The sequence below is a fragment of the Streptomyces sp. NPDC002788 genome (assembly GCF_053592115.1).
Map to the genome: position 1 here is coordinate 75,940 of NZ_JBSFVB010000020.1, position 18,558 is coordinate 94,497.

16 protein-coding genes and 1 pseudogene are annotated in these 18,558 nt (G+C 73.1%); 7 read left to right on the forward strand and 10 right to left on the reverse strand.

Annotation, left to right across the window (positions count from 1 at the left end; all coding sequences use genetic code 11):
• Positions 1 to 17: 17 nt before the first annotated feature.
• From ACWD1U_RS30965 to ACWD1U_RS30975, 3 genes are all read left to right on the forward strand, one after another.
• Positions 18 to 650, forward strand: coding sequence for a GNAT family N-acetyltransferase (locus ACWD1U_RS30965; protein WP_451112514.1), 633 nt, complete (start codon positions 18 to 20; stop codon positions 648 to 650).
• A gap of 330 nt (positions 651 to 980) precedes the next feature.
• Positions 981 to 2,981 (forward strand): DUF1996 domain-containing protein, encoded by a 2,001-nt coding sequence (locus ACWD1U_RS30970; RefSeq protein WP_451112633.1) that lies wholly within the window; start codon positions 981 to 983, stop codon positions 2,979 to 2,981.
• A 175-nt stretch (positions 2,982 to 3,156) separates the two neighbouring features.
• On the forward strand, positions 3,157 to 3,921 hold the full coding sequence (locus tag ACWD1U_RS30975) for a sulfite exporter TauE/SafE family protein (protein WP_451112516.1): 765 nt from the start codon (positions 3,157 to 3,159) through the stop codon (positions 3,919 to 3,921).
• A gap of 231 nt (positions 3,922 to 4,152) precedes the next feature.
• Here the strand turns inward: ACWD1U_RS30975 and ACWD1U_RS30980 are convergent, their stop codons facing one another.
• Complete coding sequence (locus tag ACWD1U_RS30980; RefSeq protein WP_451112517.1) at positions 4,153 to 6,402, reverse strand: MMPL family transporter; 2,250 nt, start codon at positions 6,400 to 6,402, stop codon at positions 4,153 to 4,155.
• A 72-nt stretch (positions 6,403 to 6,474) separates the two neighbouring features.
• Positions 6,475 to 7,425 (reverse strand): DMT family transporter, encoded by a 951-nt coding sequence (locus ACWD1U_RS30985; RefSeq protein WP_451112519.1) that lies wholly within the window; start codon positions 7,423 to 7,425, stop codon positions 6,475 to 6,477.
• Between the two features lie 364 nt (positions 7,426 to 7,789).
• Here ACWD1U_RS30985 and ACWD1U_RS30990 point away from each other — a divergent pair, with 364 nt between their 5' ends.
• The gene (locus ACWD1U_RS30990) at positions 7,790 to 7,972 is read left to right on the forward strand and encodes a hypothetical protein (RefSeq protein ID WP_451112521.1); all 183 of its coding nucleotides are present in this window, start codon (positions 7,790 to 7,792) and stop codon (positions 7,970 to 7,972) included.
• 36 nt (positions 7,973 to 8,008) lie between these two features.
• Here the strand turns inward: ACWD1U_RS30990 and ACWD1U_RS30995 are convergent, their stop codons facing one another.
• The 3 genes from ACWD1U_RS30995 to ACWD1U_RS31005 all read right to left on the reverse strand — a co-directional run bounded on the left by ACWD1U_RS30995 (position 8,009) and on the right by ACWD1U_RS31005 (position 12,162).
• A complete protein-coding gene (locus ACWD1U_RS30995; RefSeq protein ID WP_451112522.1) occupies positions 8,009 to 8,503 on the reverse strand; it encodes a hypothetical protein in 495 nt (164 codons plus the stop codon).
• Between the two features lie 164 nt (positions 8,504 to 8,667).
• Positions 8,668 to 9,333, reverse strand: coding sequence for a GAF and ANTAR domain-containing protein (locus tag ACWD1U_RS31000; protein ID WP_451112634.1), 666 nt, complete (start codon positions 9,331 to 9,333; stop codon positions 8,668 to 8,670).
• 270 nt (positions 9,334 to 9,603) lie between these two features.
• Positions 9,604 to 12,162, reverse strand: coding sequence for a SpoIIE family protein phosphatase (locus ACWD1U_RS31005; protein ID WP_451112524.1), 2,559 nt, complete (start codon positions 12,160 to 12,162; stop codon positions 9,604 to 9,606).
• Positions 12,163 to 12,311: 149 nt separating this feature from the next.
• Here ACWD1U_RS31005 and ACWD1U_RS31010 point away from each other — a divergent pair, with 149 nt between their 5' ends.
• Positions 12,312 to 12,902 (forward strand): AMIN-like domain-containing (lipo)protein, encoded by a 591-nt coding sequence (locus tag ACWD1U_RS31010; protein ID WP_451112526.1) that lies wholly within the window; start codon positions 12,312 to 12,314, stop codon positions 12,900 to 12,902.
• A 37-nt stretch (positions 12,903 to 12,939) separates the two neighbouring features.
• On the opposite strand, the gene ACWD1U_RS31015 is transcribed toward ACWD1U_RS31010, so the two are convergent.
• Together ACWD1U_RS31015 and ACWD1U_RS31020 are read right to left on the reverse strand one after the other, a co-directional pair.
• On the reverse strand, positions 12,940 to 14,043 hold the full coding sequence (locus ACWD1U_RS31015; protein WP_451112635.1) for a GNAT family N-acetyltransferase: 1,104 nt from the start codon (positions 14,041 to 14,043) through the stop codon (positions 12,940 to 12,942).
• 95 nt (positions 14,044 to 14,138) lie between these two features.
• Positions 14,139 to 14,519, reverse strand: coding sequence for a hypothetical protein (locus tag ACWD1U_RS31020; RefSeq protein WP_451112528.1), 381 nt, complete (start codon positions 14,517 to 14,519; stop codon positions 14,139 to 14,141).
• A gap of 603 nt (positions 14,520 to 15,122) precedes the next feature.
• Here ACWD1U_RS31020 and ACWD1U_RS31025 point away from each other — a divergent pair.
• Complete coding sequence (locus ACWD1U_RS31025) at positions 15,123 to 16,475, forward strand: diacylglycerol/lipid kinase family protein (protein WP_451112530.1); 1,353 nt, start codon at positions 15,123 to 15,125, stop codon at positions 16,473 to 16,475.
• Between the two features lie 77 nt (positions 16,476 to 16,552).
• Here ACWD1U_RS31025 and ACWD1U_RS31030 read toward each other — a convergent pair whose 3' ends face one another.
• Entirely contained in the window at positions 16,553 to 16,879 is a 327-nt protein-coding gene (locus tag ACWD1U_RS31030; protein ID WP_451112532.1) for an antibiotic biosynthesis monooxygenase family protein, read from the reverse strand.
• Between the two features lie 98 nt (positions 16,880 to 16,977).
• Here ACWD1U_RS31030 and ACWD1U_RS31035 point away from each other — a divergent pair.
• Positions 16,978 to 17,316 (forward strand): annotated as a pseudogene (locus ACWD1U_RS31035) (DUF1731 domain-containing protein); the annotation flags it as partial.
• A 7-nt stretch (positions 17,317 to 17,323) separates the two neighbouring features.
• On the opposite strand, the gene ACWD1U_RS31040 reads toward ACWD1U_RS31035, so the two are convergent.
• Positions 17,324 to 18,202 (reverse strand): hypothetical protein, encoded by an 879-nt coding sequence (locus ACWD1U_RS31040; RefSeq protein ID WP_451112534.1) that lies wholly within the window; start codon positions 18,200 to 18,202, stop codon positions 17,324 to 17,326.
• A 105-nt stretch (positions 18,203 to 18,307) separates the two neighbouring features.
• Positions 18,308 to 18,457, reverse strand: a complete 150-nt coding sequence (locus ACWD1U_RS31045; RefSeq protein WP_451112535.1) for a hypothetical protein — start codon at positions 18,455 to 18,457, stop codon at positions 18,308 to 18,310.
• Between the last annotated feature and the right edge of the window lie 101 nt (positions 18,458 to 18,558).

Here is an 18,558-nt window from a genome sequence, read left to right on the forward strand (position 1 = left end):
GCGGGCACGATGCAGCCATGACCAAGTCCCCCGCCATCCGCCCGTACCGTCCCGAGGACGGGCCGGCGCTCGACGACATCTGCGTCCGCACCGCCCATCACGGCCAGGACAGCCGCCCCCACTACGCGGACCCGGGCATCTTCCCGGCGACCTTCGCGGCTCCCTACGTGCGTCTGGAGCCGGAACTGGCCTTCGTGCTGGACGACGGGCAGGGGCGGGCGGTCGGCTACATCCTCGGCACCGCCGACACCGCGCGCTTCGCCGAGACCTTCCGCACCGCATGGCTGCCCCTGGTCGCCGACCGCTACCCGAAGCCGCCACCGCCGCCCCGCACCCCGGACGAGGTGATCGCGGGACTGCTGCACGACCCCGAGCGGATGGTGCTGCCCGAACTCGCCGCCTACCCCGCGCACCTGCACATCGACCTGCTGCCCGAGTGGCAGGGGCGGGGCCACGGCCGCCGCCTGATGCGGACGTTCCTGGCGACCCTCCGGGACAGGGGAGTGCCGGCCGTCCACCTGGCCATGGCGACGGCCAACACCCGGGCCAGGGCCTTCTACGACCGCATGGGCTTCCATGAGCTCGCCGTCCCCGAGCCCGGTGCGGCCACCTATCTCGGCCGCACCACGAAGGAACCCGACCGACCCTGACGGACCCTCCGTGGAACGAACGCGCCGGGAGGCGGGGAACGCCCTCCGGCTCGTCGCCCGCACGGGCACGTACGCGCCCAGCCGGAACCACTCGATCCCCGTGAGCACTTCGGCCGGGCGGCCGGCTGGTGCTTCCCGAGAATTCTCGAAAACTTTCGAAACGAGTGAACGCGCAGGTGCGCCCCTGCGTATGGGGCGAGGGGATTTTCATGCCCGGTTCGCCACAAGCGCAGGAGAGCACCCTTGGGACGCAACACGCGAAGACGCCCTACCGGCCCACGACGCGCGACCTTCGCCGCATTCGCGCTGATCCTCGGCGGAGGCGGCCTGATGGCCGCGAACGTCTACGCCTCCGCCACCGGCGGCGGTTCGGGCGGTGACTCCGCCCGGACGCGGTCCGGCACGGGGGTTCGGACCGCGGGCGCCACGATCGACTGCCCGGACGCCGGCAGCAAGCTGACCTCGGTGCCCGAGCAGGCGCGCGGGGAGGTCGACAAGGAACTCGCCCTCCTGGACGAGCAGATCGCCAAGGCCTACCAGCGGCTGAGCGAATCGGCCCCGCAGGCGCAGCAGGACGGCCGCTTCGCCGACGACGCGATCATGAACCCGCTGAAGGAGAAGCGCGCCGCGACCCTCGAGCGCATCGCCGTCGCCATCGACCGCGTGGGGGACCGCCCCGAAGGGCTCGAAGCCCTCGCCGTCTGCGCCGTGCGGGACTCCGGCAACCAGGCCCCCGTCCAGGGCGAGGGCCAGGGCGGCGGCGAAGGGCAGGCCGGTCAGGAACCGGGTCAGGGCGGTCAGCAGCAGGGGAACGGCCAGGATCAGGGTTTGGGCGGCAATGGCGGGCAGGCGGGCAACGGCCCCGTCGCCGCCGACTTCGCGGACATCAAGAGCGTCCAGCCCAACGTGAACAACCCCCGCCAGGAGGGGAACGCCTCCCGCGGCTCCTTCGCCACCGACTGCGGCGTGAACGAGAACGGCCTGTTCAACTCGGACAACATCATCGCCGCCCCGGGTGTCACCAACGGCGCCCACCACTTCCACGACTACGTCGGCAACCAGGCCAACAACGCCTTCGCCGGCGACCAGGACCTCGCGAACGCCGAGACCAGCTGCGACGACCAGGGCGACAAGTCCTCCTACTACTGGCCCGTGCTGCGCCTGCAGAACGGCGCCCAGGAGCAGGACGCCGACAAGCCCGGCGGCGGTATCGAGGGCAACGCCGGTGAGATCGTGACGCCGAAGCAGGTCACGCTGACGTTCGTCGGCAACCCGCGCGAGAAGGTCACGGCCATGCCGCGGCTGCTGCGCATCATCACCGGCGACGCCAAGTCGTTCGTCAACGGTCCCGCGAACGCCAACGCCTCGTGGAGCTGCACGGGCTTCGAGGACCGGCAGCTGAAGGACAAGTACCCGCTGTGCCCGCGGGGCAGCGACGTGGTGCGCACCTTCGAGTTCCAGAGCTGCTGGGACGGCCGCAACATCGACAGCGCCAACCACCGCACCCACGTGGCGTTCGCGGACGCCGCCGGCACCTGCCCGTCCGGCTTCCGCCCCATCCCGCAACTGGTCCAGCGCATCGTCTACGACATCGACGCGCCCAGCCTGAACGACGGCGGCCGTACGACACCGCTGTTCGCGGTGGACTCCTTCCCGGAGCAGCTGCACAAGCCGGTCACCGACCACGGCGACTTCATCAACGTCTTCGACGAAAAACTCATGGCGGAGATGGTCGAGTGCATCAACGACGGCCGCAAGTGCGGCGCCGGAGCAGGCGAGGGGCAGGACCCGGGAAAGGGCGAGGAGCCCGGCGCGGGGGAGGGCCCCGGAGCGGGGGAGGAGCCGAAGGAGGAGCCGACGAAGACCCCGCAAGCACCGCAGGAGCAGTTCACCGCCACGCCCGACGCGCCGAAGGACGGGGACACCGGCGCGAAGCCCGGCGACAAGGGAGACGGCAAGGGCGAGGCCTCGCGGCCCCCGGCGTCGGAGAAGCCGCTCCCCGAGCCGGAGCCCGGCGACGCGTCCACGGTCCCCGGCAACACCGAGCCCGAGGTGTACGTGACGCCCTCGGCCGGTGGTGACGACACCGCCGGGCAGGGCGGCGGCACGAAGGACGAGATCGGCGACGACACGGACGGCCTCGGCCAGTCCCAGGCCGTCGGCACGGCGACCAGCGCCGCGGCGACCCCGACGGCACCGTCTCGGACCGAGCCGCAGGCCGTCGGCGGAGGCGGCCTGGCCGACACCGGTGCCCAGCTCTGGCCGGCCGCGGCGGGCGCCGTCCTCGTCATCGCGGGCTTCGTCGTCCTGCGCCGAGTGAGGCGCAGCTAGGAACCAGGCTCGGCCGTGACCAGTGAACGGGCGGCGGGGTCCTCGCGGATCCCTCCGCCCTTCCTCGCGTCGTCGGCGGGCCGCGGGGGCACCCTTCGACGCACGCCGAAGTGCGCGCCCTCTAGCGTGACCGCATGAACTTCACCTGGAACGGCGCACCCCGCGGAGCAGCGACGTGACGCCCTGGGAGATGGCGGCCGTACTCGCCGCCGGTACGGGCGCCGGTGCCGTCAACGCCGTCGTCGGCTCGGGAACGCTGATCACCTTTCCGGTACTGCTCGCAACCGGACTGCCCCCGGTCACCGCCACGGTGTCGAACGGGCTCGGCCTGGTCCCCGGTTCCATCAGCGCGGCGATCGGCTACCGCGAGGAGCTCAGAGGCCAGGGCCGGCGTGTCCTCCTCCTCGGCATCGGGGCCGTGCTGGGCGGCCTGGCGGGCGCCGTACTGCTGCTCACCCTCCCCGCGTCGGCGTTCGAGCGGATCGTGCCGGTACTCGTGGGCCTCGCCCTGGTCCTGGTCGCCTGCCAGCCGTGGATCGCCGGGAGGGTCCGCCGCGGACGCGAGGCGGGAGGCCCCACCCGCCGTGACGGCGGCCCGCTCCTGTTCAGCGGCCTGACGCTCGCCAGCGTCTACGGTGGCTACTTCTCCGCGGCGCAGGGCATCATCTACGTCTCCCTGATGGGCATCCTGCTCGACGAGACGCTCCAGCGCCTCAACGCCGTCAAGAACGTGCTGGCGGCCGTCGTGAACACCGTCGCCGCTCTGCTCTTCCTCTTCTTCGCCGACTTCGACTGGACAGCCGTCCTCCTCATCGCCGCCGGATCGGCCCTGGGCGGCCTGATCGGAGCCAGAACCGGCCGCCACTTCAGCCCCGCCGTCCTGCGCACCCTGATCGTGACGGTCGGCACGGTAGCGCTCGCCCACCTGGTGCTCCACTGAGACACCGTTTCCGGGAGGAGCGCCACCGGTGACTCGCAGCCGGCCCAGGCCGCTCGGACCTCCACGCGTTCTCCGGACGCGCGTCCTGCCTCCCGTAAGCCGGCACCCGGGGCAGGACCGCGCGAAGTCGGCGCCGGCCGCACGGGCCGCGAACCGACGAGTCCCGACGGAGTCGTACCAGCGCTCCGGTGGGGCCGTGACGACCGGCCCCCCCTTCAGGGAGGCGGCGGCTCAAGGCGTCGTACGTGCCTGTTCCCCCTCGGCGTCGATGTGCGGCAGCACCCGGTCCAGCCATCGCGGGGTCCACCAGGCGTGCCGCCCCAGCAGGGTCATCACGGCAGGCACCATCAGCAGCCGGACGACGGTCGCGTCGATGAGGACGCTGACGGCGAGCCCCAGACCGAGCATCTTGACCACGATGTTGTCGCTGACGATGAACGCCGCGAACACGCTCACCATGATCAACGCGGCGCAGGTGATGACCCGGGCCGTGATCTCCAGGGCGTGCGCGACCGACGCCTTGGCGTCACCGGTGCGCTGCCACGCCTCGTGCACGCGGGAGAGCAGGAAGATCTCGTAGTCCATGCTGAGGCCGAAGATGATGGCGAACATCATCATCGGCACGTAGCTCTCGATGGGCACCGTGCCGTTGACCCCGAGTGCCGGACCTCCCCAGCCCCACTGGAAGACGGCGACGACCACCCCGTACGAGGCGGTGATCGACAGGACGTTCAGGACGGCCGCCTTGACGGCGACGAGCAGCCCCCGGAACACGGCCAGGATGATCAGGAACGCCAGGGCGACCACGACGGCGATGATCACGGGCAGTCTGGAGGCGACGATGTCGCGGAAGTCGACCTGAGCCGCCGTCGTCCCGGTGACGTACCCCTTGGCGTCCGTGCCCCGGACCGCCTCGGGCAGCGTGTCGGCGACCAGACGGTTCGTCAGGTCCGTGGTCGTGCCGCTCTGCGGGGACCGCTCCGAGTAGACCGTGCCGATCAGGACGTCTCCGTCCTGCGTGGGCGTCAGGGAAGTGACGACGGCGGCGCCCTGCACCGAGTCGAGCGTCTGCTGGGCCTTCGAGGCGAGGCCGGATCGCTGCGAGTCCGGTACGTCCGCCTGATCGATGACGACGGTGAGCGGACCGTTCGACCCGGGCCCGAAGGCGTCGGTCATCAGATCGTAGGCCCGCCGGTCGGTGAAGGACTTCGGATCGGCGCCGTCGCCGATGTGTCCGAGCTGGATCGACAGCACCGGGATCGCGAGCACCACGATCACGGCGACACCGGCCGTCAGGAACCACAGCGGCCTGCGCTCCACCCGCTGCGCGTACCGGTGCCAGGTCCCCTGCGCGGTCTCGCCCGCCCCGGTGTCCGTCTCGGCGACGGGACGGCGCACCCGGTAGCGGTCGATGCGCCGCCCGAGCAGGCCGAGCAGCGCCGGGACCAGGGTCAGGGCGCCGATCACGGCCGAGACGACGGTGACCGCCGCGGCCAGCCCGAGCAGGGCGATGAAGGAGACCCCGGACGCGGACAGACCGGCCAGCGCGATGATCACCGTGCAGCCCGAGACGAGCACGGCACGGCCGCTGGTGCTCGCGGCCTGCCCGGCGGCCCGCACCGGATCCATTCCGTCGACGAGGTTCTGCCGGTGACGCGTGATCAGGAACAGGGCGTAGTCGATACCGACCCCGAGCCCGATCATCGTCGCCAGGGTCGGCGAGACCGACGCGAAGGTGAACGCGACGGCCAGCAGCCCGAGAACGGCCAGCCCGCCGACGACACTGATCAGCGCGGTGAGCAGCGGCACAGCGGCGGCGATGACGCTGCCGAACCCGACGAGCAGCACCACGATGGCCACGCCGAAGCCGATGAGCTCGCTCACCCGGTCGTCGGCCTCCGGCCGGGCGAGCTCGCCGAGCGGCCCACCGTACTCGACCTCCGCTCCGGCCGACCGCAGTGGCCGCACGGCGTCGTCGATCCCGCCCAGGTAGCCGCCGCCGAGCGTGGAGGGCTGCACGTCGAAACGGACGGTGATGTAGGCCGTCTTCCGGTCGTCCGACAACGGCCCGACGTTCCGCTGCGACTGCCCCGAGGACGATCCCTGCGAGGCCAGCGGGTTCTGGGCGGACAGCACGTGCGGGAGCTTCTGAAGGTCGGCGATGGTGGTGGACATCTGGGAGCTCAGCGCGGTCAGGGCCTGCTGGTCGTCGTGCAGCACGATCTGGCTGCTGTAGCCGCCGGCCTGCGGATCGTGCTCCTTGAGCACGTCCAGGCCCTTCTGGGACTGCGCCTGGGGCAGGGAGAAGTTGTCGGAGTACGTGCCCCCGGAGACGTGGTTGACGACCTGGAGGGCGACCAGCGCCACGAGCCAGGCCCCGATGACGATCCCGAAGTGGCGCGCACACCACTCGCCCAGCCGCCGCAGCACTCCCCCGCGTGCCGCGTTCTGGTCCCCTGCGCCGGAGCGGATGTGCGGCATGGACGTCGTCTCCTGAGTCGGCCGGGACGTTCGATGCCGACCATTAGATGCGCAGGGGTCCACTCCGGCATTTCAGGCACGCGGTCTCCCCGCCACTCCCGCCGACCGTTCCCCCGAAAGGCCCGACCGCGTGAGCGCTGCTCGCGCCCCGCCCTGCCTCAGCGCCCCCGACCCCAGGGCCACGCCGAGCCCGACCAGCGCGCTGCCCGCCGCCTGCGCGAGACCGTAGGAGCCGGTGCCGACGAGCGGTGCGGTGCAGGCGGCGGCGACCGGGATGAGGCCGGAGAACAGGGTGGCCCGTTCCGCGCCGATCCGCTGCATGCCCAGGTACCAGCACACGAAGCCGACCACGGTGACCACCACGGCCTGCCACAGCAGCGCGGCGGTCTCGACGCCGGCCGGACGGCGCAGCCACGCTCCCCCGTCGACCAGCAGCCCGATCGCCGCCGACTCCAGCGCGGCGAGCGCGCAGACGGTGGCGGACAGCAGCCGGGGCCCGAGCGGCCGCAGCACGGGCACGGCGAGCACGGCGAACCCGACCTCCCCGACCAGTGCGCACACCGAGAAGGCGATGCCCACGCCGTCCGCACGCCCCCACCCCTGGACGGTGAAGGCGCCGACGGCCACGAGCAACGCCCCGTACAGCACCGCCCGTTGGGGGCTGCGCCCGTCCAGGAGCGGCACGAGCACGGCGACGACCACCGGAGCACAGCCCACGAACACGCCGGGCACGGCCGGTTCCGCCGAGCGCTCCGCCGCGATGACGGCCAGGTTGAAGCCGACCATGCCGACCGCCGCGAGCAGTGCGAGGCGCATCCACTGCCGGCGGGTCAGCGCCCGCAGCCTGGCGGCCGCGCACTTCCGGGCCAGGGGGATCAGCAGCAGGCAGGCGAGCCCGTAGCGCAGGAACTGGCCGCCCGCGTACGGATAGTCACCCAGGACGCTGTTGGCGGTGAAGGACCCCCCGACGAGGACACAGGCGAACGCGGCGAGCAGGGCGCCGCGCGTGGTGGTCTGGTTCATACGGGCGACGCTAGGCAGCCGAGCGGCCCGGGAAGGAGTCCACTTCCGTTCCCGCTTGGCGGACCAATTCCCGCCCGGGCCGCGGGGGAGGGGCAGCCGATGTGGTGGCTGTCGCCGTAGACCTTCCAGTCCAGCGGGGGGTTCAGGTCGAGGTTGCGTCGGCGCAGGAACACGTCCTCTCCCGGCATGCGCAGCGTCCGCGACGTCGAGCGCAACACCGCCCCGAGCGACGGCCGGCCGCCCGTGTGAAGCACCGCCGGCCGCGGAACTTCTACGGCTGACAGGCGCCACGGGAACCATGCGTCCCTCTCGCACGTCAACTCTGTGCCCGGAAAGGGACGAACGCGGGAGAGGAGAAATCGCCGTGGACGAGACGACGTCGCAGCAGGGGAGCGAGGCGGAGGCCGCGGCCCGCAGGGCGCGCTTCGGGGCCCTGCCGGAGCCGGTGCGCGGGGAGGACATGGTCGAGGAACGGGCGGCCACCGTCCCCGACCCGTCGCGCACCGCGTACAACCAGGACGAATGGCTGGTGCGCTACTGCCTGTGAGCCGCTCCGGCAGGCCGTGACGCTACGAGCGGCTCTTCACGCGCGGGCCTCGCGGCCACCGCACGACGTCGTCGGCCTCCTGGGCCGGGCGATGTCCGGCGGGGTCATGCCGCCGTGGCCGATCCGGTGGATGTCGGCGCCGTGGTCGTGGAGGTACCGCGCGGTGGGCGGCTGCCCGCCGTGGCGGGCGCTCCGGAAGGCGCGGGAGATCTCGTCGGACGACGGCGGCTCGTCGGCCTCGACACACGCCCGGTCCCGGTCGAGCAGGCCGAGCGCGGCGGCGTCCTGGGAAGTGACCCGGGCGCCGTGTTCGACGAGCCGGTGGGCGGCTGCGCCACTGGCCGAAACCGCGGCAGGCGGGGAGCCGCCGCCGATCACTGCCCCGGGCGCGTCGATGTCGGCCCCGGCGGCGACGAGAGCGTCCAGGACGGGCACGTCGTCGTCGCTCGCGGCCCGGTGCAGCGGCGTCTCCCCGTGCGCGCCGCCGAAGCGGGCGCCGGGATCGGCCCCGGCCGCGACCGGGGCGGCCACCCGTCTCGGGACCGTTGGGGAAGTGGCCGGGCCGGTAGGTCGCGATGTGCGACAGGCTGCGCGTGCCCCTGCCGTCCTGGCCGTGATCGGTGACGCGTGCGGCGGCCAGGCCCGGGTGTTCGGCGAGCATGCTCCCGACGCGTGCCGCGCACGCACCCCGACGGTCAGTCCTGACCCGCGGAGCCGGCCCGGACACGCCCGGCCACGTCGCGCAGCTTGATGTTGTGGTGCTGGGACAGGCGACGCAGCACGCCGAAGGCCTCGTCCTCGCTCAGCCGGTGGCGTTCCATGAGGATCCCCATGGCCTCCCCGACGGCGTGCCGGGTCTCCAGGGCGTGCTCCAGCTGGTCGACGGTGCGGGCGGTGGCCAGCGCCACGGCCGCATGGGAGGCGAGCAGCCAGCCCGCGGCCTCGATGTCCTCGCCGAACGCTCCCGGGCGACGGGAGTAGAGGTTCAGCGCGCCGAAGTCCTCCTGGTGCGTGTAGAGCAGCACACCGGTCATGCTGCCGATCCCGAGGTCGCGGGCCACCTGGCAGTACCGCGGCCAGGACGGCTGCGGCCGGGTCATGTCCGCGATGCGGAACAGCCGTTCTCCGTCCACCCGCCGGGCGGCGTCGAAGCACGGTCCTTCGCGCAGCTCGCCCTGCATCCGGTCGGACTCCTCGACCATGTCGCCGCAGACGGCGAGCGTCACGGCCCGGCCCTTGGACACCGCGAGGATCCCCGCCGCGTCACAGCCCTCGACCAGCTTCACCGCCGAGGCCGCGATCTCGTCCAGCGTCGCCTGCACCGAGTCCTGGGCGACCAGGTCCCGGGCGAACATCGCCATCTGCTCGGCGTACCGCTGCCACTCCACCGACACCACCGCCTCGCTCGTCGGTCCCGCCCACGGTACTCCGCACGGCCTCGTACAACCGTACGACGGGCGTGGGCCTCGGTGTCCGGCCGGAGCGTTCGCGAGGGCGGTACCAGTGGGCGGCCGGGCCGCACGGAGCGGAGGCCTCGGGGTGTTCGCCGCGGGCCGGCGGCACCGGCCTTCGGCCGCGACGGCGCCACCGGCCCTGCGTGGGCTCGGCCTCCGCCCGGGCGGCCCGGCCGCTCAGCGGTACGCCGTCAGCAGCAGCGCCACGTCGTCCGGCCGCTCCCGCGCGCCCCGGGCCGTCCGCATCAACCGGTCGGCGAGGTTCTCCACCGAGTCCGCCGGGGTCTCGGACAGACGGTGGCGGACCGCCTCGATGCCCGTCTCGATGTCGCTGCCCGGCTGCTCCACGAGCCCGTCGGTGTAGAGGGCGAGGACACTGCCGGGGGCCAGGGTGAGTTCGGTGACGGGGTAGACCGAGTCGGGCTGCACGCCCAGCATGACGCCGCCCGCGAGGTCCAGCGTCCTGGCCCGCCCGTCGGGATGGCGCAGCAGCGGCGGGGGATGGCCGGCCCGCACCGCGAGGGCCCGCCCGGTGCGGGGATCGAGTTCGATGTAGCAGCAGGTGGCGAAGGCGTCCGACTCCAGCTCGGCCAGCAGCCGGTTGGTGTGCGTGATGACCTCCTGCGGCGGGCGCCCGCTCGCGGCGAAGGCGTGCACGGCACTGCGCAGCTGCCCCATCACCGCGGCGGCGCCGACACTGTGGCCCTCGACGTCCCCGATGACCAGGGCCACCCCGCGTCCCGTGGTGATCACGTCGTACCAGTCGCCGCCGATGGCCATGCCCCGCGTCCCGGGCAGGTAGCGGCCGGTGGTGCGCAGCCCCTCGACGGCGGGCAGCCGGTGCGGCAGGAGCCCCTCCTGCAGGCCGCGGGCGACGGCGGACTCGGCGTCGTAGAGCCGCGCCCGCTCCAACGCCTGGGCGGTGAGTCCGCTGAGGGCGGTGAGGGCGGAGCGCTCGTCGGCGGTGAACCGGTGCGGAGTGTCCCAGCCGAGGATGCAGGAGCCGACGGGATGCCCGGAGGCGACCAGGGGGAGGAACGACCAGGCGTTCATCCGGTCCAGGGCGATGCCCGGGTAGGCGAGGGACAGGTCCTCGGGCGATTCGAAGAAGAGGGGGAGCCGGGTGGTCAGGGCGTGGACGCCGGGCAGCTGCGTGTCGAGAGTGACGCCTTCGAACGGGGTGAGGAAACCCTCCGGGTATCCCGACTCCCACAGCAGGTACATCCGGCCCTCGCGCATGGTGTACAGGGCGAGTTCCCGCGCGCCGAAGGCGGGCAGCAGCTGCTCGGACACGGCCCGGCACACGTCCCGCACGGTGACCGCCTCCGTGAGCACGCTCGCCATCTGCACCACGTGGTAGAGCGCGCCGGCCCGTGGGGCGGCGACCGGTCCGGGAGGTGGAGCCGCGCCCGAACCCGCCATGAGGCCGGCGGTGGACCCGGCCTCGACCGCCGACTCGCCTCCCGTGGGCGGGCCGGTGGGATGGACCCGGCCGGTCAGCCCGCGCACGTCCGGGTACAGCACGAAGCTCAGCCAGCTCCCGCCCGGGTGCCGCACCAGGAAGGACACCTGCTCCTGCGACAGCATCGCCGCCCGGTAGCGGTCCTCGTAGGCGGGATCCCGGAGCCAGGTGATCACCTCCCACGGGTGGCGGCCCAGGAGTTCCTCCCGGCCGCAGCCCAGCAGTTCCTCGCAGCGGCGGTTGAGATAGGTCAGCCGGCCGTCCTGGTCCAGGGAGAACAGCCCGTCGGGCAGCCGCTCGGCGGCCTCGGCGGCGGTGAGCCCGCCGGCCGCGTCGACGAGGGCACCCACCAGGACCGGGGCGGAGCCACCGAGGACGAGATGGCCCCACAGTTCGACGGGCCGGTAGCCGGTCTCCCCCCGGCCGGAGGGTTCCTCCCGCACCCGGAAGTGCCGGGATCTGACCCGGCCGTGCGTGAGCGCGTCCCGCCGACTCGCCCGCAGTTCGTGCAGGTCGTCGGGGCTGACGCGGGCCTCGACGTCCGAGATGGTCTCACGGAAATCAGCCCGCGCGATGCCGAGGAGGGCGAGCGCCTCTTCGTCCGCCGTGCACCGGTCGCTGTCCAGGTCCCAGTCGAACAGCCCCACCCGGACCGGGTGGGCCGAGGAGGTCGGCAGCCGCACGCTGACGGGCTCGTCGTCGTACTCGACGGGGAACGCGGCCGCGCCGGGCGGGGCGGCGACGAGACGGCCGAGGCGCTCCTCCATGGCCCGCCCGGCGGGCCGCAGCGCGGTGCCCACCGCCTCCGCCTCCATCGGCGGGCGGGCGGCCGAGCGCAGCACGGCCAGGACGCCCACGGCCTCGTCGCCGGCCCGGACGGGCTGGTAGGCGGAGCCGAAGGAGTAGGGCAGCCCGGCGGTGAAGTGCGGGAAGCGCACCATGGTGGCCCGCTCGTCGGGCAGCCACAGGGTCTCGCCGCGCCGGTATGCCTCCGCCATGGGCAGGGCCCCGCCGACCGGCACCCGCCACCAGCTCTTGAGCAGCGACCGGGGCACCCCGGTGACCACCGCCAGCACGAGTGAGCGCCGGTCACGGGAGCGCAGGTAGACCAGTCCGCCGTAGCCCCCGAGGTCCCGTACGGCCTCGATCAGCGGCCTGGTCAGGGCATCCTCGATCGGGCCCGTGCCTCCGGTCCGGGCCCGGCCGTCAGCCGCGTCCCGGCTGCGGCCGCCGGGTGACCGCGGCCTGTCCGGAACGGCGGCTGCCTCATCCATCTCGCGTCCTCCCGGTACGGACGCACCGGACATCAATCGCTCCCCACCAGGATGTGCCATGGACGGCGCTCCGGCGCGGCAAGTGCAACCTTTGGGCCGAGTCGGTCGTCTCACCCGGTACCACAACCACGCAAGCCTCGGGGGCGGCAATGGTACGAATCAGAAAAGCATGCGCGACTCTCGCGCTCGTGGGCGCCACGGTGGGCGCGGCGGCGGTTCCGGCAGGCGCCGCACCGGTCGCCGCCCCGCAGCCCACCGCACAGGCCACCACATGTCCGACCGGCTGGGGGAGCCTCGCCAAGATTGCCACCAGTGCCACGGTCGCACCGATGACGAACGTCAGGACCGGCCGGCACGCCTGCTTCGACCGGATGGTCGTCGACGTGCCCGGCGCGGGCAGCGGCGTCGGCTACACCGTCCAGTACGTCGACCGGCTCTACCAGGACGGCTCGGGCCACCACATCCCCGTGGCCGGCGGCGCCGTCCTCGCGGTGCGCGTGGCCGCGCCCGCCTACGACCCGGAGACCGGCGCGCCCACGTACCCCGGCCGGGTGGCGCACCCGCTGCCGGGCGTGGACCTCACGGACTACCGCACCTTCCGGGACACCCGGTTCGCCGGCAGCTTCGAGGGGGTCACCCAGATCGGCCTCGGCGTCCGCGCCCGGCTGCCGTTCCGGGTGCTGCAGCCGGACGACCGCGTCATCGTGGACGTCGCCCACAGCTGGTCCGCCACGAGCTGACCGCGGGGGCGCCCGGTTCCACCCGGGCGCCCCGGCATCACCGGTCACGCATCCGGCCCAGTTCCTCAAGCGTCCGGGCCGCCGCACCGGCCAGGAGGGGCCGGTTGCGGACGAAGCGGCGGGCGGCCCGCGCGGGTTCCCGGCCCAGCCAGTGGGCGGCCCCGCCCGGCACCGGCCGTACCACCGCTCCTTCGTACACCCGCAGGTCGCGGGTCTTGAGGGACTCCTTGTAGCGGGCCGGACCGCTGCCCAGGTCGACCGTCTCGACGCCGTCGTCCGCCGCGGCCTCCAACATCTTCAGCTGCAGCACCAGGCCGGGGGAGTACGTGGCATAGGCGCGGTCGTACGCCGGGAACCACCAGGACAGCACCGTGCGCGAGCGCAGCCCGAAGTGCGCGGCCACGGGCCGGTCCGCGGCGTACAGCACGGACAGCACCCCGCGGCACTCCGGCTCCTCGCTCTCGCCGAGCAGACCCACCAGCCGGGTGATCCACTCCTGCGCGAACCGGTCCCGCCGTCCCGTCCGCCGGTACTGCGCCGACTTCCACCCCATGAGGGCCCGCAGCGCCCCCGGATCCCGGGTGTCGTACGCGAACCGCACCTCGCCGACCCGCCGGACCAGCTTGCGCTCCTTGGCCAGGGTCTGTCTGAGGAAACTCGGTGACTTCGCCCGCAGCCGCCGGGTGTACCGCTCGAACCCCTCGGCGATGTCGACGACGGGCGAGAGGAGTTCCTCGACGGCGTACGGTTCGAACAGGCTCTGACCGGCTTCCAGGTTGTCGAACTCCCAGGACGACAGCCCGCACGCCCGCAACAGCCGGCGAGCGTCCAGCCGGATGCCGGGGCGTAACACGGCCCCCTGACTGTCGGACACCCCGAGCCCGATGGCCCGGCCCCGCCCCAAGGGCCCTCTCTCGTACGGGAAGAACCCGACGGGGGAGCCGTCGTCCTGCAGCACCGCCACTCTGGTTCCCGGCCTGACCTGTCCCACCGCCACGGTGAACGCAGGGTCGAGAAAGGGATTCGCCGGGGCACCGGACTCCGTCCGGATCTCCCGCCACATCTTCCGGTCGTTCCGGCTCAGTTCGTCCGGCCTCAGAACGAGAACGCGCTTTCCGGGCAACTCTGCCTCCTGTGTCATCGGCATGGGGACACGAAGGCCTGCGCGTCACCGCGATCCGGCACCAGGGCGGTACCCGGGCCGCACGGCGCAGGCCCTTGTCGGTACTGCCGTCCTCAGCAGCGGAACGCCTGCAACTCGACGGCGCGGGGCGCCGCTGCGCACGTCCCCCGGCATCGCCCAGGTCCCGACGCGCGGACGTCCGTACCACCCCGGCCCACCCCGGGCGCCCCAGCCACCACGGCACTCACCCCGGCCGCGCCCGCGGCCCGCGGCGTCCGCGCCACGAACTGCCGGACCGACGGCTCCTCCTCGCACGGACACGGCTCCCCGGCCGCTTCGCCCTCGGCGCTCGAGGCCGCGCCCGCCGCGTCCGCCGCCGCGGTGACCGCCACGGCCGTAACGGGCCCGTCGCCCGCCGGCCCCGGCACGACGAGATGCAGCAGCAACAGGCAGGACAGCAGACCCACCACCGCTGCCCAACGTCGGCGCACCATCGGCCCCCTGACCTGCGTATCGCGGGGGAGCGCGGAGTGGACTCGACCCCCAGGGCCGGCACCGGCCAAGACCCCCGACACGGCCGGCTGCGCCTTCAAGTAGGCCGAGCCCGCCCCGCCCCGTCAAGCCCTGGTGAGTCGATTCGCCCCACTCGGCCAATTGCCGCCGAAAGCCAACGGAAAGCGCTACCGGAGAGGCCCCGGCGACCGCCGCCGACCTCCCGGATCGGCTCGATCGCCCTGCCGAGGGTGTCGAGCCGGTCGTCGAGTGTCTGCCCGGCCGGGTGGAGACGGACGGTGTCTCCACCCGGCGTCGTCCCGGACGAGCAGCCGGCGCCGCACCGTCCCCCCACCACATCAAAGGCGAGCGTCGTCGGGGGCCGGGGTGGGTGCCGGCGTGGCCCGGTGCGCGAAACCGCGCCCGAGGGGCCGCGTACGCTACCGGTGGCTCCGCCCCCCGGGGGATCTGCACGTCTGACGATCCCACCGGCAGGGGAGCCATCAGGGATGGCAGTGGCCGAGCCGACACGTCGGCGGGCACCATGTTCACGGCCGGGCGCGGACTCGAGGTCCGACAGTGCCGGCCTTCGAGCGGAGGACGAGATGGGATCGGCGCTGAGCGAGCAGCACCACCGCCGGCAGAGATGGGCCGCCAGAGGAGCCCTGGCCGCGGCCGTCCTGGCGGCGCTGCTGCCTCTCGTCGCCGGCGGCCTGGGAGGGCTGCTGCTGCTCGTGGCCGGACTGGCGGGACTCGCCCTGACCGCGGCCGCGCTCTGGTGGGTCCTGTCCCGGCGCGGAGCGGCCCGCATGGGGGCCGCCGCGCTCGCCGTCCTCGCGCCCATAGGGCTCATCACCCTGTACGCGGCGGCGAACCTGCTCTGGGTGGTCTTCCTGTCCCTGCTGCTGTGGTGCTCAGCGGTCTGGAGCGGCCGCTATGCCCTGCGCAGCACGGGCCTGCGGCCGGTGCGGGTCAAGGAGTACCGCACTCCGCCGCCGCAGCGCCCCTTCCTGCTGCTCAACCCGCGTTCCGGCGGCGGCAAGGTCGAAAAGTTCCAACTGAAGGAGAAGGCCGAGGCGCTGGGGGCCCGGGTCGTCCTGCTCGACCCGGACCGGCACCAGGACGTCACGGCCCTCGCCCGGGCCGCCGTGGCCGACGGAGCCGACCTCCTGGGCGTCGGGGGCGGCGACGGGACCCAGGCCCTGGTCGCCGCCGTCGCGGCCGAGCACGGCCTGCCGTTCCTCGTCATCGCGGCCGGCACCCGCAACCACTTCGCCATGGACCTCGGCCTGGACCGGGACGACCCCGCCACCTGCCTCGACGCCCTCACCGACGGCGTCGAACTCCGCGTCGACCTCGGCTTCGCCGACGACCGGCCGTTCGTCAACAACGCCTCGTTCGGCGTGTACGGGGCCGTCGTCCAGAGCCCCGGTTACCGCGAGGACAAGGTGGGCGCCGCGCTGGAGCGGCTGCCCGAACTGCTCACCCGGCAGAGCGGCCCGCGTCTGACGGCCAGAGCCGACAGCACCACCATCGCCGATCCGCAGGCCGTCCTGGTGAGCAACAACGCCTACCGCATGGACGACCCGTTCGGCTTCGGTCGGCGCGAGCGGCTCGACTCCGGGCGGCTGGGTGTGGTCGCCGTCCGGGTGGACAGTGCCGTGGAGGCGGCCGAACTCCTGTTGTCTCCGCGCCCGGAGGGGCTCACGGTGCTCAGTGCCCAGCATGTCGTGGTCGAGGCCGACGAACAGCACCTGGAGGTCGGTCTCGACGGCGAGGCGCTCACCCTGCCCGCCCCCGTCCACTGCCGCATCGCCCGCCGCGCCCTGCGGGTCCGGGTGCCCCGTGACCGGCCCGGAGTCCCCGAGGTGCCCCCGCGCCTGGACTGGCGCCAACTGCGCAAACTGGCCGCCGCGGTCGGTCGTACCGCCGCACCCACCCGCTCGTGGCGCACCTGAGCACCGCCGGCCACTCCGTACGAGGTCCCCCGTGCCGCAGCGCGCACGGGGGACCTCGTACGTGTATCGCCGTCGGCTCAGGCGTCCTTCGGGCCCGCCTGCTGCACGACCTCGAAGGACCAGAGGGTCGAGCCGCTCGCCGCGGGCCTGGGCCGCTCGCCGGCCTCGCCGCCGCCCTGGTGCGCGGCCTTCATCGGCCCCTCCATCCAGGCCTGGAACGACTGCTCGTCCCGCCACCGCGTGTAGACGAGGTAGGTGTCGGTGCCTTCCACCGGGCGCAGGAGCTCGAACCACTCGAATCCGTCGGAGCTCTCCACGGCGTGCGCGCGGGAGGCGAACCGCTGCTCCAGAGTCTCCCGCTGCTCGGCGGGCACGGTCAGCACATTGATCTTGACTACGCTCATGGGCCCCATCTTGCCCGATGGCGCATCCGCGCAGGCCGAGTGCCGCACTCCAGAAGTCTTGAACACGTTCAAATGTGGGCTGAGGTCGGTCCCACATGTGGATTTACGACGAGGACTTCCTCCGGGTGGTCGAGTTCCGCGTCGACCGGGACGGCATCGCCGGCCCGGTCGATCGCGCGGCCCCCGGGCCGCTGCCGCAGCGCGCCTTCGTGCGCGCCCTGGGTGCCGCGTGGGGCGCTCCCGTGGGTCTGCCCGCGACGCGCTGGATGGCCCAGATCGGGGCCTTCGCCCTGCGCTCGGACACCGGACTGCTGCTCAAGAGCCGTCGCGTCGTCCCCGGCCGCCTCCTCGAAGCGGGCTTCACCTTCGACCGCCCCCAGTGGCCGGTGGCCGCGGACGACCTCGTGCGGCGGCTCCGCGTCCCTGCCGCGTGGTGAGCTGTGATCAGCTCTGCTGCTTGCCCTGTTCCAGGGCCTTGCCGGTCATGTCGGTGACCTGCCCGGCCGGCGGCTCGTCCGCCTCCACCTCGGTGCCGAACTCGGTGAAGTCCATGACGGTGCGCACCGTGACCTTCTGCGGCGAGGACGAGGCGCCGGTGGACGACCGTTCGGCCGACGCGGGTGCGGCCCTGACGGTCATGTCGATCTGCTGACGGCGCATCCGGCCCTCGTCGTCGAGCCACACGTCCATCGGCAGGGTCGGACCGACCTGCTTGCGCAGGGTGCCGCCGTCGGGCAGCTCGGCGACGTCGACGGAGACGCGGTAGTGCGTGGTCTTCACACCGCCGATCGTCTCCGTGCCCTCCTCGGTCACGTCCTTGTCCGTGATCGCCTTGGCGTACGCCGCGGACTGCGCCGGATCACTCATGGACTGGTCACCCGCGCCCTGCTGCGCGGCGACCTTCCCCAGGTCGATCCTGATCCAGGGCTTCCCGCCAGGCGCCTGCCCCTTCGGCATCTTCTGGTACAGCACCTGATCGATCACACGCTGCTCGATCCGCTGCCCCTGCACCGTGAGGGTCATGACGCTGTCGCCGTCCTCCAGGTCCACGGCGCCCTGCCCGTTCGCGGTCTGCGAGCGGCCCTCGGCGGACGTCTGCACCCGCAGCTTCACCTTGGCGGTGTCCTCCTCGGCCGTCCGGTCGTAGGCCGAGCGCACCGCCTGTGTGCCCTGCTCCTGGGCCCCGGCGCTCGCCTTGACCGAGGAGGCCCCGGCCCCGTCCTTCGTGTCGCCGTCGTCGCCGCAGCCGACCAGCACCGTTCCCGCCAAGACACCGGCGACGCCTAAAGCACCCAGCTTCCTGCCGTTGCCTGCCCTGCCCATCGAACCAGCTCCTCTCAGGTGTGGTGCGACCCAAGTGCCCAAGTCGGGCATGAACACACCTGTGTGTCCAAGGAGTTGGAAACCGGGAGAAGAACGGCGCCAGGGTCAGTGCCGACGGCCGCGGAGCTTGCCGAGCAGGCGCTGCGCCTGGGCTCGCTTGCGGGGGTCGGCGGCGGCCCGCCGGGCCTGCTCCGCGGCCCGCCGTCCCTGCGGACTCCGGGCGAATTCCTTGATGCGGTTGAGCATTCCGGCCATGACGCACCTTCTTTCGTGTTCCGACGTGTGTGCCTGTTGTTCGCCTACCCCCACCTCGTGGTGCTCAGGCACCCTCCCGCCCGGTCGGTGCGCGGCCGAAC

Coding starts and splice junctions, on each gene's coding strand:
- ACWD1U_RS30985 (WP_451112519.1), bottom strand. CDS start 7,425: ATGAACCAGACCACCACGCGCGGCGCCCTGCTCGCCGCGTTCGCCTGT.
- ACWD1U_RS30980 (WP_451112517.1), bottom strand. CDS start 6,402: ATGCCGCACATCCGCTCCGGCGCAGGGGACCAGAACGCGGCACGCGGG.
- ACWD1U_RS31030 (WP_451112532.1), bottom strand. CDS start 16,879: ATGAGCGTAGTCAAGATCAATGTGCTGACCGTGCCCGCCGAGCAGCGG.
- ACWD1U_RS31000 (WP_451112634.1), bottom strand. CDS start 9,333: ATGGCGATGTTCGCCCGGGACCTGGTCGCCCAGGACTCGGTGCAGGCG.
- ACWD1U_RS30965 (WP_451112514.1), top strand. CDS start 18: ATGACCAAGTCCCCCGCCATCCGCCCGTACCGTCCCGAGGACGGGCCG.
- ACWD1U_RS31045 (WP_451112535.1), bottom strand. CDS start 18,457: ATGGCCGGAATGCTCAACCGCATCAAGGAATTCGCCCGGAGTCCGCAG.
- ACWD1U_RS31010 (WP_451112526.1), top strand. CDS start 12,312: ATGGTACGAATCAGAAAAGCATGCGCGACTCTCGCGCTCGTGGGCGCC.
- ACWD1U_RS31015 (WP_451112635.1), bottom strand. CDS start 14,043: ATGACACAGGAGGCAGAGTTGCCCGGAAAGCGCGTTCTCGTTCTGAGG.
- ACWD1U_RS30970 (WP_451112633.1), top strand. CDS start 981: ATGGCCGCGAACGTCTACGCCTCCGCCACCGGCGGCGGTTCGGGCGGT.
- ACWD1U_RS31025 (WP_451112530.1), top strand. CDS start 15,123: ATGGGATCGGCGCTGAGCGAGCAGCACCACCGCCGGCAGAGATGGGCC.
- ACWD1U_RS31020 (WP_451112528.1), bottom strand. CDS start 14,519: ATGGTGCGCCGACGTTGGGCAGCGGTGGTGGGTCTGCTGTCCTGCCTG.
- ACWD1U_RS31005 (WP_451112524.1), bottom strand. CDS start 12,162: ATGGATGAGGCAGCCGCCGTTCCGGACAGGCCGCGGTCACCCGGCGGC.
- ACWD1U_RS31040 (WP_451112534.1), bottom strand. CDS start 18,202: ATGGGCAGGGCAGGCAACGGCAGGAAGCTGGGTGCTTTAGGCGTCGCC.